This window comes from Pseudomonas sp. P4_C1 (assembly GCF_056402155.1).
This window is the reverse complement of the sequence record NZ_JBFUHY010000049.1, coordinates 1-12,815: the sequence shown is the minus strand read 5'-3', so window position 1 is coordinate 12,815 and position 12,815 is coordinate 1. Positions and strand designations below refer to the sequence as shown.

The window sequence follows — 12,815 nt, the reverse complement described above, 5'->3', positions numbered from 1 at the left end:
TTCCTTAATGTACTTTCACTTTAATAGTCATCGCGCTTTAAAAATCGAYTCAAAGCACGTCTCACACCAATAGTTTTTTCACTGATCATTGTCAAATACTTGGGTCGCAATACATCCAGCTTCCCCATTTCAGCCTGAAACCAGTTTCCATCTATACCGTATGCGTYTGCGAGCACCTCACGATGCACACGACTAGCGAGTAAATGACCGAGTTTAATGATCCCGATCATCTTGTAGGCCTTGCCCATGGCGCGGTTCGGCACAAAAAGCAATAACACCTTTTCTATATCAAGATGGATTGAAGTGGGTATATCCGAACACCTAAGCATCTCCGAAAAACCAGCCTTGAGCAGGTGCTCGGTGACGTCTTGGAAAAATGTATCAGCGATCAGATAGTGCTCGTTCATCGTACGAATGGAGTTAGTCACTGTCTGGCTGCTGACACTCTCCCCCGGCAACACTCTAAAATTTATCAGAGGTCGCTCAGAAATATGAATCGGGTAATGCTTGACCAGTCTGATCCACATATCAAAATCGGGTAATTGCCGTAGGTTGTTGCTATATCCCCCAAGTTCTTCATAGCATTTACGCCTGATCAGCATTGTCGGGTGGCAAAGACAATTACCGTGCTCCAGAAAGAAACGTAGCCATTCACCCTGAGTGCGGTTTTCCTGATCAAACACCGAGCCAAAAGACAAACGACTCTTATTGATGTCGTTTCCATGCTTGTCAACAAACCGCGCCCGCCCGAATGTGGCACCCAAAGTCGGATTCTGACGAAGGATATCGAGTTGATAAGCCAGTTTCCCTTCATCACACCAATAGTCGTCAGAATTGATGAGCGCTATAAACTCACCCTTTGCATGCGCAATCAATTCGTTGGTGACAATACTCGCCCCTCGGTTGACTCCATGCGAAAAAAAATGAATCCTCGCATCGTCAAAAGACTCAACAACTGCGGGCGTAGAGTCGCTTGATCCGTCATCGGCTATCAGAAACTCAAAGTCGACACCACGCTGTTGCAGCACACTGGTGATAGCTTGAGCAACGTATGCACTATGGTTGAAGGTTGCCATCACCACACTGATCACAGGGGGTCGCATTACGTTCGACCTCGACGAGCAATCTTCAATAACAATCTCGTCAGGATGGGCGGCATGAGTGCCTGAAAGATCGTGATAACGATCGGCGGCATAAACATACGCAGCCTTGTGAGGCTCAACAACGCCGGCCGTACCATGTTTCCGGCTAGTTGTTCACCGCGCGCCAGGATAATGACACTGCGCAGATCATGCTCCAGACGAGTGAATTCCGCGTGATACATCTGCCGGGTAATTCCGTCATAGGTAGGAATCAGGCTTAGTTGCAACTGGAGCTTTTCAATGTGCGCAAAGTTTGACCATGCACCCGATGAGTGAACCCGATAGACCGACATAGGTTCTTCGATAAAACCAATCAGGCTGCTGGAGGCAACGCAGATATTAACAATCCAGTCATAGGACTTGACCTCGAACAAGTCTACCGGCAATCGATCCAAGGCAGTCTTCCTGTACATGCATGTAGAAAAATTGCCCACCAGATTATCCATGATTAGTTCACGTGCCCCAAGTAGGCGATGTCCTGCCCCAATCGGTGTCCGCTCAACAAACGACGCATTCGCCTCATAGAAAATGAAGTAATTTACGGAGCAAAGATCACACTCCCAGTGCTCGCTCAGAAACTCGACTTGCCGCGACAATTTTCTCGGGCTAATCCAGTAATCATCCCCTTCCAGAACCGCAACATATTGCCCTGTGCACGCTCCGAAACCACGCTGGTAGTTTTTGGTAATACCAACATTGGTATCGCACGACAGATACTTGAAAGAAAAGCGCGAATCAACACCTTCGTAAGTACGAATACGCGCCAACGTACTGTCCGTAGATGCGTCATCAGCAACGACCAACTCAATAGTACCTGAGAAGTCCTGGTTGAATAGAGACTCCAGCGCTCGGTCAATGTAAGACTCGTGATTATAGGTAACCAACAGGATTGACAACCCGAAGCCCGGACTAGTATTCAACATTACTTCACCAACGGTTTGGCAGGATTACCTACCACTGTTGTATGCGGCTCAACGTCTTTGGTAACAACCGCGCCCATACCGACGACTGCCCCTGCGCCAATTAGCAATGGTTTACCGTGCCGTCCCTGTTTGATCAACGCGCCAGCACCTATATAAGCGTGATCGCCAATAGTTACATTGCCGTTGCATTTGACACCTGGTGCGAGGGTTACGTAGTCCCCAATCACACAATCGTGTGAAATATTACATTGGTTATTAGCCTGAAAAAAACGCCCAATCCGGACATTTGACGTGATGATCGTCTGCTCTGAAATCATGCAGCCTTCACCGATTTCATTGCTGTCCAACAAAAWCACACTATTCGCAATCAGCGCGAAAGGCTCGATGTTTTGGGCGGCACAAGCCTCCGCAATCCTCTGACGAACTTTTGAGTCACCAATTGCCACATTGAAACGCTTGGTTCCTTCCAGATCAAAAAACGCGTTGAGACTGATTGTGCGATATCCGTTGACCTCAATCTCTTCCTCCAGATTTTCAACCACAAACAGCAATTCAGCACTCAAGCCTGCTATCTTGCCCTGGAGCATCGAACGCAGCATGGGCATAACCTCCCTGCCATGCCCACCAGCACCAATCAGACCAAAATAGCTTTTCATAAAATTATCAGATCCATAATCCATATACAGGGCAGCAGCTATAAGCAGCGCTCAAAACCGCCCAACCTTACCTTCTTCTTTTAACCAGTCGTATCCCACTCAGCTTACGTCAACGCAAACGTAGAGCACGAAGCAGCCGGCGGGCAAGCCCTTTGAGATATCTAGTGATACGACTTCCCATTCTTGGAGCCTGGCTGCACGTCTCGCTCGTGCCGATTGCCATGCCCTGAGAATTATGGGCAACCATTAGATAGTGGCCGAGCCCAGATTGCCCCGTCAGGCGATAGAACTCGAAAACATTGAACATGTACTCATCACGGAGCACCCGCTCGAACTCAGGATCAGAAAAATTCTTTATACATGAGGATAAACCTGCAGCCCGACCAGACGCGTGTGCAAAAGCACTGTCCAGAAGCAGAAACAGCTTTTCGCATTTAAGTCTCGCAGGTGTCGCAGGAACCCCTTTGAGACGAAAATCGTTACCGAACCCCTCGACAAAAATCCCGTCGGAAACATTCTCGAAAAACGAACCAAATATCTCGACCAGCTCTGTCAGATTGCGCGCTGAGTTTTCGGGCGAAACCACGCTGGTATTGTTTCCATCCCGAAGATGCCCGACAAGGTTTTCTTGAATAACATGGATTGGATAGCTTTTAACCAGCCGAATCCACATGTCGAAATCGGGTAACTGTTTCAGCCCGGGATTGTAGAAACCCAGTTCAAGGTAGACTTCCTTACGCACCAACATACTGGGGTGGCAAATACAGTTTCCTTTGAAAAAGAAATGTCGAAGCCATTCACCCTGACTACGATTGGCCTTCCGGAATACATCATTCCAGATAGCTTCCGGGCCACTCGTCTCACGTCCTTGTTCATCCACCAAATCAGCCCAAGTGAAGCAGGCTCCCAACTCAGGCTGAGCCTCGAGAATGGCAACCTGCTTACCAAGCTTTGTCGGGTACCAAGTATCATCCGAATTAAGCAGAGCTATGTATTTCCCACGGCTCTGCTCAATCAGAAAGACAAGATTTCCAACTGGACCCAGGTTTTTTTCCTGTTTAAAGGAGCGTATCCGTGGATCATTAAATCCAGAGATGACATCCCAACTGTTGTCAGTTGACCTATCATCAGAGATCAACAACTCAAAGTCGGTGAAACCTTGCTCTAGAATACTATCTACAGCCTTGCAGATATATTTTGCGTGGTTGTAGGACGGTATCACGACACTAACTAGTGGCGCGTGCCCTACAACCGATTTGGTTTCGTCATCAGGAAGCATATTTTTTCTTCCAGAGCCGGTAAAGTTTTTTCAGTGATTCCGGGCAAGACTTCCGTAATACCGCCGAAAAGCCTGGATTGCTCTGACCAGTAGTCCCGTCAGCGGTATCCAGACTTTCAACGGCAACAACAGAGTCTATTGTTTCGTTAACAACGGAGTCATTCTCGTAAACACCAGGCATCGTTTTTTTGTCATCGCCAGACGGAAAGTTCATGACGAGAGGAAATTCATCAAGCTGCTTCATCACTTTGCGCAACAGATCGATACGAGGAGCCATTTGAGCATCCAGGCTGTACAGTTCGCGGATACGGCTTGCACCTCGTTCTCCAAGCTCCTTCAGTAATGCAGGTTGTGCATAGTAACTCTCAACCTTGTTAACGATATCCATTAGATCATATCTGATGAGCGCAATATCTAAACCGTCGGTAAAGTGCCCTGCGGCAGAGTTGAATTCATCAACTGCGAAGATTGCAATTCCGCGTAAGCCCGCCTCAGTGCAACTGGCCGTAGGAAAACCATCAAACGACCCAGGGAAAATCTTTCCACTGATGTTCGGTGACATGATGATATCCATATCACTGAAGAAATCATCAAACGCCTCTGGATTCAAAGAACCGTGGAAAGTAATACGGTCACTGAATGTGCTGACATCAATAACGCGCCTATCAAAAGGACCTACGACATGGAAATAAATATTGTCGTGGCGCTGACGCAGTATGCTCGCGACGTTTACAAAGACATCATAGCCTTTGTCCTCGCCATAAACCGTATACTTGTGCGCCATGAAGCAAATATCCAGACGCGGCTTCCCGAATCCCCAGCGGCATTTGTCGTGGGTGGATTGTTCGATGCGGTTTTCCGGCATTACGACACCGAAGATCATCTCAACCTTATCTGCCGAACAGAGGTTACGATGCACGATATAGTCGTAAGTCACTTGTTGGGTCACGATGACTTTCTGGAAGCAGGGCGAATCAAAAACCTGCTTGAGTTTTCTGTCACATTCCGGATTATTCAGGACAAATCCTGCGCCGGGATAGAGTGTAAAAACAAATGGTACTTTGGCTGCCTCAACATAGGGTAGCAGCGCATAAGCATTTGTCAGAAAGTTTACATACAAAAGCTTCCCGAGGCGCAGGGGAAACTTGTTGTTGTAAATCATGACCTGATTTCCCAAGTCTGAATGCTGGCGTTGATAGCTAAGAATTACATCTTTTATCGGAGTGTCTTCCAGCACAGGCAGCGAAGCACCGGACGTCAATACCAGTGACTTATTGAATGCTCGCAAATAGCCTGTAAACTCCGTATGACGGAACCCACTTCTAGTGGATGGAAAAACATCATCAAAAACGATAAGATCCAACTTATTCAAGCTATCAGCGTATTTCTCATCGAGCAGAAAATACAGCTTCTGGCTGTATCCCTGGAAGCCCGTATCATAGCTAAAATCCAAGAACGCATTATATTCAGAAATATGAGAAAGTAGCGTGGTAATCTTATCTACATCTCGACGAGCACTCCACTCACCGCCACCATGTTGACGATAAACCGAAAGCGGTTTCTTCAGATGCGCGATGGGGCCGAACTGTGCACAATACAGATTGAAGAGCCAATCAACCGTGTACAACTCGAACATCTCATGCGGAATAACATCAACGACCGCACCATGATAAAAACAAGCGCTAAAGTTACCGATGAGATTGTTTTCAGCAAGTTGAAGGCCGTCAATATTTTCTTCTACTAAATTGGCATGATCTGCAAAGACCTTCCGGGATTCACCATTAGCTCCACAGAGCTCAATGGAGTTGAACGACATTACAGACGCCGGCCGTTCTTGGAGAAAGTCTATATGTTCTTGAATCCGGTGTTCTGAACTCCAAAAATCATCACCTTCACAGAAGGTCAAATAGTCGCAGCCCTTTGCCAGTCGCATTGCCTTGGCCAGGTTGGCAACGACCCCAACATTCTGCTGGTTGGCATGAAACTCTATATCAAAACGGTCAGTTTGGTGTTCAGATATGCAGGATCTCACAACGTCTGCGGTTCCGTCAGGCGAAGCATCATCAATAATGATAACGCGCATCCGGAAGCGCCCTTTTTGAAGCAATACGGACTTCAGACACTCGGCAATGAAGTCTTTATGCTTAAAGGTAAGTACGACAACCGTCACCAGCGGTACACCAACTTCACTGGAGCGAGTCAACTGACGTTTTCGTTCAAAAAACATTTTTCTGCGCAGAATATCGATTTGATAGCGCATGCTTCGAACGGGACGATCCCCATTTGCCTGTGCAAATATCAAGAAATCCGGAGTGCCTAATACGAGTTCAAACGTATCGTCGGGAAGCAGATCGGGCGCGATGACTAGACCATTGGTTTCGATACAAATGACACCCTTTCTCGACAATAGGGCGTACAGTTTTTTAATAACAAATGAAGCATCAGACTCGAAAACATCTGCATCGAGATACAGTAGATCAACCTTCTTTTGTTGCCGAGAATATTGCTCCTGCAGAAACTGAGCTTCTATTGCGGAACCAGTTCCTTTCAATACGACAGGCTGCTGAAGAGCAAACTCACGCATGAGGAAGTTCAGAAGAGCAAGCTTGTCCTGCCCTTCCAAACGACCATCATTGAAGAATTCAATATGAAATTTATCGCCTGTTACGCCGCTAATAGGTGTAACACCCTTCGCAACCTCAGGTTTAGAAACTCCATTTTCTGCAATAACTTTACTCACAGCACAATTCCTGCTTGATAAACCTACAAATCATATCCACTTCCTCTAAAGAAAGTGTGTGATAAAGCGGCAGACAGAGAATTCGGCGCGAAATATCCTCTGCAATGGGTGCACTCTGTCCGGAAACGTAGGGCAACTTTGTCAATGAAGGGTAAAAGTAACGCCGCGGAAAGATACTATTGAGATTGAGAAACTCAACAAGCTTTAACAATGTTGCTTCGTCTTCGAATATAACTGGAAAATAAGAATAGTTATAATCCGACTGAGGTGTAGTTTTTTGGAACTTTACTGGCACACCTTCAAGATTCTGAAAGTACTGTACAGACAACCGGCGACGAACAGCCATCACCTCATCAATATACTTAAGATTGCACAACCCCATGGCGGCATGAAATTCGGAGTTTTTACCGTTAATACCAACACCACCAAACTCCGTAACCGATGAGTGCCCGAAATTCCTCATCATCGACATCTTTTTATTGATATCAGGATTGTTAGTAGTTACAGCACCACCTTCTACAGTATGAAACAACTTCGTCGAATGGAAGCTGCAAGTAGAAACGTCACCATAAGACAAAAGTGATTTACCTTTGTATTTGGTACCAAAAGCATGCGCAGCGTCGTAGATAACTTTTAAGTTATATTTTTTTGCAATAGCGGCGATTGCTTCCACATCACATGGATTACCGAAGACGTGAGTCGCCAGAATAGCTGTGGTTTTATCAGTTATCGCCTGCTCAATTTTTGATGGATCAATATTCAGCGTATCCGGGCAGATATCCACCATAATCGGACGGCAGCGTTCCCAGACAATGCTTGAAGTAGTCGCCACATAGCTGAACGGTGTTGTGATAATTTCACCGCTAAGATCAAGCGCCTGAATAGCAATCTGAATCGCAATGGTTCCATTGGTCAGGAACAGCAAATGATCGACATCAAGGTGCTTTTTAAGTTTGATTTCCAACTCATTCAGCAATGGACCATTATTGGTCAGCCATTCACGCTCCCAAATTCCAGCTAAATACTCCTGGAACTCCGCGTAAGGAGGCATAAACGGCTTGGTAACGGTAATATTCATAAATTCACTAAAACTCAGAACGTTGAAATTTCACTTTTTTAGAAAACTCTTCAGCCTTCCACACCAAGAGTTCCTAAACCCATCAAGCTCTACCTCTAACTTCCCTATATCATTTCTTGCATTTTCAACGCACTCTTTGAGCACTGTGTTATCCATCTGCAGTGCAGAAATAGTATTTAAGAGCTCTTTGATCAATTCTTCACGAGCGGCCAGCTCCTGTTCTACAAACTGGATATGCTCAGCTTTTTCCATCACGTCCCGTTCAAGTAAGGAAATTTGACTTACCTGAGCCTGAAGATTTTCTGAGAGTTGAGCAATCGAATGCCCACGGGCAGTCCAATCCTGCTCAACACGCTGAATATGCTGAGACTGCTTGGCCAGTTCCTCCTGAAGGATCAGGTTCTGGGAAATTTGTGATTTTAGAGAAATTGAGTGTTCTTCAATCAGATCTCCACGGGCGGCCCAATCCTGCTCAACACGTTGAATATGCTGAGACTGTTTGACCAGTTCCTCCTGAAGGATCAGATTCTGGGAAATTTGCGATTCCAACGAAATTGAGTGCTGCTCGATCAAGTTTCCACGGGCAGCCCAATCCTGCTCTAAAAGCTGGATGTGCTGAGATTGTTTGACTAACGCCTCCTGAAGGATGAGGTACTGGCCGATTTGCGTCTCGAGCGAACTCGACTGCTGCTCGATCAAATCCCCACGGGCAGCCCAATCCTGCTCCACACATTGGGTATGTCGAGACAGATTGGCCAACTCTTCTTGAAGAAGAAAATTCTGACTAGCTTGCATTTCGAGCGTCTTCGAATGCTGCCCAATCAACTCTCCACGAGCAACCCAATCCTCCTCTAAATGGTGGATGTGTTGGGACTGTGTGGCTAACTCTTCCTGAAGAAGACGGTTGTGGTTTATCTGCGACTCAAGCGTAATCGAATGCTGCTGAATCAATTCCCCGCGTGCCAACCAGTCTTGCTCTACAAGTTGGGCGTGTTCGACTTGCCTGGTCAATTCATCTTGAAGTGCTGAGTTATGAGATATTTGCTGTTCAACAACATCCAAAAGCCGAGCGGACTCTGTTTTTTGACTGGCAAGTTCTCTCTCAAGCGCATTGAAGCTGTATTCCTGATGATATTGGAACACATCAACTTCCGACTGGCTGTCCCGCTCAATCTCATACCCGTAGTGGGAAAGCCAACTAGCGATCTGTGGAGGCAAGGGCGCGAGAAACATGCCCTCCGCCCGTTGCCAAGCACCGACGTTCTCCGAAAAACTGGTGGAATCCTTACGCTGGCGCCAATCCGAGTAAACTTGGGAAGATACTTGTTTCATATCAAATTTACAGAACTGATCATAATCAATCAGTTTTTTCGGATTCAGCATACACGGATCAAAATCTATGCCCAGGAACTCACAGATTCGCTCCAATTCGAACTCTGTGTTAGCGACCAGACTCTCATACTTAACCTCCAGGTAGGCACTGGCGTCGAGATAAAAAGCTGCATCTAGCGCAATTTTCTTGATTTCTCTCTGCCACCTGGACAGGTTCAATCGCGGTGACGCGTGCCACCATGGCGTTCGAGCGAACGACAAAGCAACATCCCGACCATCCCGCACAACATGAATAAACTTTGCGTTTGGAAAAATCCTGGAAACCAGATCGAGGCGCTGACCATACCAAGGTGTCTGCTCAATCAACCAGGTTTTTCCATGCGCCTTTGCAATAGCTGCGTAAAACGCTTCTACAAAGACCGCCGCAGAACTCCTCGGTGTATCTTCCCGACAGCAAAACTCAGCATAATCGAAGAACATTTCGAGTTTGTGCGGACAGCCCTGCTTGATGATGGAAGCAATTAACTCGCCATCAAGCCCTGAAGGTCCTGCTTGGGAAAATGCCTCAAATAATCGGTCACCATTTCCAGAATACTCAAATAACAGTTGAATCTCCGGAGGTACACATACTTCGGCATGGCTATTCAGCATTTGTCCCAGCCACGAGGTGCCACAGCGACCAGTACCAATAATAAATGCATTATTCATAGAGTAAGCCAAGAAGCACTCCAGGGATACTCCTTGCCAATGAGCGAAAACAACTGCCTGTTCGGCTCACTATATAAGTCGTATAACTTTAAAAACACATCAGTGTGCGCATCCATTGCAACACCGTCGTAGTCACCTTTATTACTTACCTGCGGAATAACTCCGAGATCCACTCGAGAGTCAGCTCCGAGAAAGTCTAAAACCACACCAACACTTCCGACAGGATCTTTGGAAAAATCATCCTGTTCTAAAAACAAAAAATCCTGCAACCTGTAAAATTCGAGATAACGCAGAATCTGTTCATAATAGAACCCACGCCGAACGAAACTGGGCTCTTCATCCGTACCGTTTGAATGACGCCTGAATAAATCCTCATTGACGCACTGTTCAAAGGTTGGAAACGACTCAGAAAACAGCAGGTGCCGAAGTGCTTCCCTTGACCCAGGATTACTATCCTTTATATAGGTATCGTATATATACTCAGCCGTCTGTTTATTACTATTAAAAGTCCTAAACATATTCCAGGCAGAAAAGCACCGCTTGACCGGATCACGCAACATCACTACGAATTTCATGGAGCCGAAGTCTTTATAGATTCGCCCAGGAACATCTCGCATATAAATATATGAAGGTGTCGCCTCAAATCGTTTTACCCCCACTTTCTTTCGCCCAAAAAAGTCGAGGTACCAATCAACTCCTTTTTGATAGTTCAAATCACTATCAAAATAATGCAATTCCTTTTGCGACGAACCGGAAAATCCATCTAAACCATTCAACACATCGAACAACGTTGTCGTTGCCGATTTTTGAACACCCAGGATCATGAAATCCGGACGGTCGGATGCATACAAACTATTTAGACCCGGTACGTCGCGCATGTCACACCTCAAACTCGTGTAACGTCAACTTGGAAAAGGCATGCACTTTCGACCAAACCCTGGACTTTTCCCAGCGACCGACTTTAAACACCAACGCATCACTTACAAAGTCGACAAACTCTGCTGATTCATTCTCGACAATCGGAGACGAAATATTGATCCGCAACGAGTAATTCCCTTCTTGCAACGGGAGCTTCAGCGAATATTCGGCCAAATATTTGGCATTTTCTTTTGTTAACAGATACGACTGGTCTGCGTGCAAAAAACCACACCCGATGATATTGTTCTTTTTTTCGTCAAATACACTGAAGTTAACGGAAATAGACTTCTCGGCAAACGCTTCAAAATAGACCTTAATTTTTACGTCTTGGTTAAACTCAACAAAGGTTAACTCCTTGCCTTCGGTGTCTAACAATTCAACGCTCGCTACTTTTACCTCTCCCGTACCGTACCGAAACTGGGCAACCCTGTTTTCAAACTCTGCGGACCTTTTAAATCCCGACTCGGCAGGCATGATTGAGGATACAACTGGAAGTGCCGGCTTCTCGCCAAACGCGGCTGATACCCTCGAGAACTTCCTATGCTCGTCATTCATTTCTTCGCGCATAGTCCGAACGTAACGTTCTGCAACATCGGCGGCTCGCCCTTGAGCAACGAGCTGGCCGCGCTCGAGATAGACGCCGCGCGAGCACAAACTTTTGACCGAGCCCACATCATGACTGACAAATAATATAGTTGCGCCGTTATCCTGAATACGTGTCAGAGCAGTCATGCATTTTGCCTGAAAGTTCATATCGCCAACCGAGAGCGCCTCGTCGACAATCATGATTTCAGGTCGCGACATAATGTTTGATGCAAACGCCAAGCGCACAAACATACCGCTGGAGTAGGTTTTAACGGGTTGCTCGATAAAACTCCCGATATCGGCGAAGGACGCGATTTCCTCAAAACGCGAATCGATTTGATCCTGGGTCAACCCCAATATCGCCCCGTTCATGTAGACATTTTCACGCCCGGTGAACTCGGGGTTGAAACCTGCTCCCAATTCAAGCAAAGCTGCGATGCGGCCTTGGGTCTGAATACTACCGCTGGTAGGGTTCAACGTACCGCAGATCATCTGCAGCAAAGTCGACTTACCGCTGCCATTACGACCAATGATTCCGACGGTCTCTCCTTTATTGATTTCAAAGGAAACGTCGCGCAGAGCCCAAAACTCTTGGAAATATTGCCTGCGTCCGCGCATCAGCATTTGCTTCAACCGGTCATGAGGCTTGTCATAAATGTGGTAACACTTATTAAGGTTTTCAACCTTGATTGCGATATCAGAGGACATCTGCAAACCCCTTACGTGTCTTTTGGAACCATGCAAATCCMAGCCACGCAAAAAACGCGGTAACTAGCAAGTACCCAAGAAAGAAATTCATATCGGGCATTTTACCCCAATACAGTACATCCCTGACCCCTTCAATCACCGGTGTCAGCGGGTTAAGCAAAAGCAAGTGTGCATATTCTTGAGGCAAGGAGCTTGAAGGATAAAAAATAGGCGACAAAAACATCAATATCGTCGTCAAAATCCCTATGAACTGACTCACATCGCGCAAGTAAACACCCAACGAAGCCAGCGCCCATGATAGTCCCAGCACAAGAAAAATCAGAGGCAGCATAATTAGCGGCAGTAACAAGACAGTCGCATGCGGAACTCCAAAGAATATTACGTACGCCACCAGCCAAACACTCAAGCTCACCAACCAATGAAACATCGCGGAGCCAATACCTACCCATGGAAGTATTTCCAAGGGAAATACGACTTTTTTCACATAGTTGGCGTTTGCGAGGATGACTCCTGGCGCCCGGTTTACGCATTCGGAAAACAGGTTAAAAACCATCAACCCCGCAAACAAGACCAATGCAAACTCTGTTTTAGAGTCACTACCACTGTTCCAGCGTGCCTTAAAAATGACACTGAAGACGAAGGTATAAACCGCCAACATAAGCACCGGGTTGAAAAAAGACCAAAAAATACCCAGAAACGAACCTTTGTATCGCCCGACAACTTCGCGCTGGGCCATTGCCTTGATC

The 12,815-nt window shown here is 46.4% G+C and carries 10 protein-coding genes; all 10 read right to left on the bottom strand.

What is annotated here, in order from left to right:
• Positions 1 to 20 precede the first annotated feature (20 nt).
• Positions 21 to 1,103 (bottom strand): glycosyltransferase, encoded by a 1,083-nt coding sequence (locus tag AC1DU9_RS21120; protein WP_477810752.1) that lies wholly within the window; start codon positions 1,101 to 1,103, stop codon positions 21 to 23.
• On the bottom strand, positions 1,103 to 2,065 hold the full coding sequence (locus tag AC1DU9_RS21115) for a glycosyltransferase (RefSeq protein ID WP_223462067.1): 963 nt from the start codon (positions 2,063 to 2,065) through the stop codon (positions 1,103 to 1,105). The genes AC1DU9_RS21120 and AC1DU9_RS21115 overlap by 1 nt, the downstream gene beginning before the upstream one ends.
• Positions 2,065 to 2,721: an acetyltransferase gene (locus tag AC1DU9_RS21110; protein WP_477810751.1), complete on the bottom strand. Its 657-nt coding sequence runs from the start codon at positions 2,719 to 2,721 to the stop codon at positions 2,065 to 2,067. Before AC1DU9_RS21110 ends, AC1DU9_RS21115 begins: the two co-directional genes overlap by 1 nt.
• Before the next feature lie 109 nt (positions 2,722 to 2,830).
• Complete coding sequence (locus AC1DU9_RS21105) at positions 2,831 to 4,000, bottom strand: glycosyltransferase family 2 protein (RefSeq protein ID WP_223462063.1); 1,170 nt, start codon at positions 3,998 to 4,000, stop codon at positions 2,831 to 2,833.
• Entirely contained in the window at positions 3,990 to 6,740 is a 2,751-nt protein-coding gene (locus tag AC1DU9_RS21100) for a glycosyltransferase (RefSeq protein WP_223462061.1), read from the bottom strand. The genes AC1DU9_RS21105 and AC1DU9_RS21100 overlap by 11 nt, the downstream gene beginning before the upstream one ends.
• Positions 6,733 to 7,818 (bottom strand): DegT/DnrJ/EryC1/StrS family aminotransferase, encoded by a 1,086-nt coding sequence (locus AC1DU9_RS21095; RefSeq protein WP_223462058.1) that lies wholly within the window; start codon positions 7,816 to 7,818, stop codon positions 6,733 to 6,735. Before AC1DU9_RS21095 ends, AC1DU9_RS21100 begins: the two co-directional genes overlap by 8 nt.
• A 30-nt stretch (positions 7,819 to 7,848) precedes the next feature.
• On the bottom strand, positions 7,849 to 9,870 hold the full coding sequence (locus AC1DU9_RS21090; protein ID WP_223462055.1) for a sulfotransferase family protein: 2,022 nt from the start codon (positions 9,868 to 9,870) through the stop codon (positions 7,849 to 7,851).
• Entirely contained in the window at positions 9,855 to 10,736 is an 882-nt protein-coding gene (locus AC1DU9_RS21085) for a sulfotransferase domain-containing protein (protein ID WP_223462053.1), read from the bottom strand. The genes AC1DU9_RS21090 and AC1DU9_RS21085 overlap by 16 nt, the downstream gene beginning before the upstream one ends.
• A gap of 1 nt (position 10,737) precedes the next feature.
• Positions 10,738 to 12,069 (bottom strand): ABC transporter ATP-binding protein, encoded by a 1,332-nt coding sequence (locus AC1DU9_RS21080; protein ID WP_223462051.1) that lies wholly within the window; start codon positions 12,067 to 12,069, stop codon positions 10,738 to 10,740.
• Entirely contained in the window at positions 12,059 to 12,814 is a 756-nt protein-coding gene (locus tag AC1DU9_RS21075) for an ABC transporter permease (RefSeq protein WP_477810750.1), read from the bottom strand. Before AC1DU9_RS21075 ends, AC1DU9_RS21080 begins: the two co-directional genes overlap by 11 nt.
• Position 12,815: the final 1 nt, after the last annotated feature.

Bases quoted from the DNA above. Each gene is read 5' to 3' on its own strand.
- AC1DU9_RS21105 (WP_223462063.1), bottom strand. From the start codon at position 4,000: ATGCTTCCTGATGACGAAACCAAATCGGTTGTAGGGCACGCGCCACTA.
- AC1DU9_RS21080 (WP_223462051.1), bottom strand. From the start codon at position 12,069: ATGTCCTCTGATATCGCAATCAAGGTTGAAAACCTTAATAAGTGTTAC.
- AC1DU9_RS21095 (WP_223462058.1), bottom strand. From the start codon at position 7,818: ATGAATATTACCGTTACCAAGCCGTTTATGCCTCCTTACGCGGAGTTC.
- AC1DU9_RS21085 (WP_223462053.1), bottom strand. From the start codon at position 10,736: ATGCGCGACGTACCGGGTCTAAATAGTTTGTATGCATCCGACCGTCCG.
- AC1DU9_RS21115 (WP_223462067.1), bottom strand. From the start codon at position 2,065: ATGTTGAATACTAGTCCGGGCTTCGGGTTGTCAATCCTGTTGGTTACC.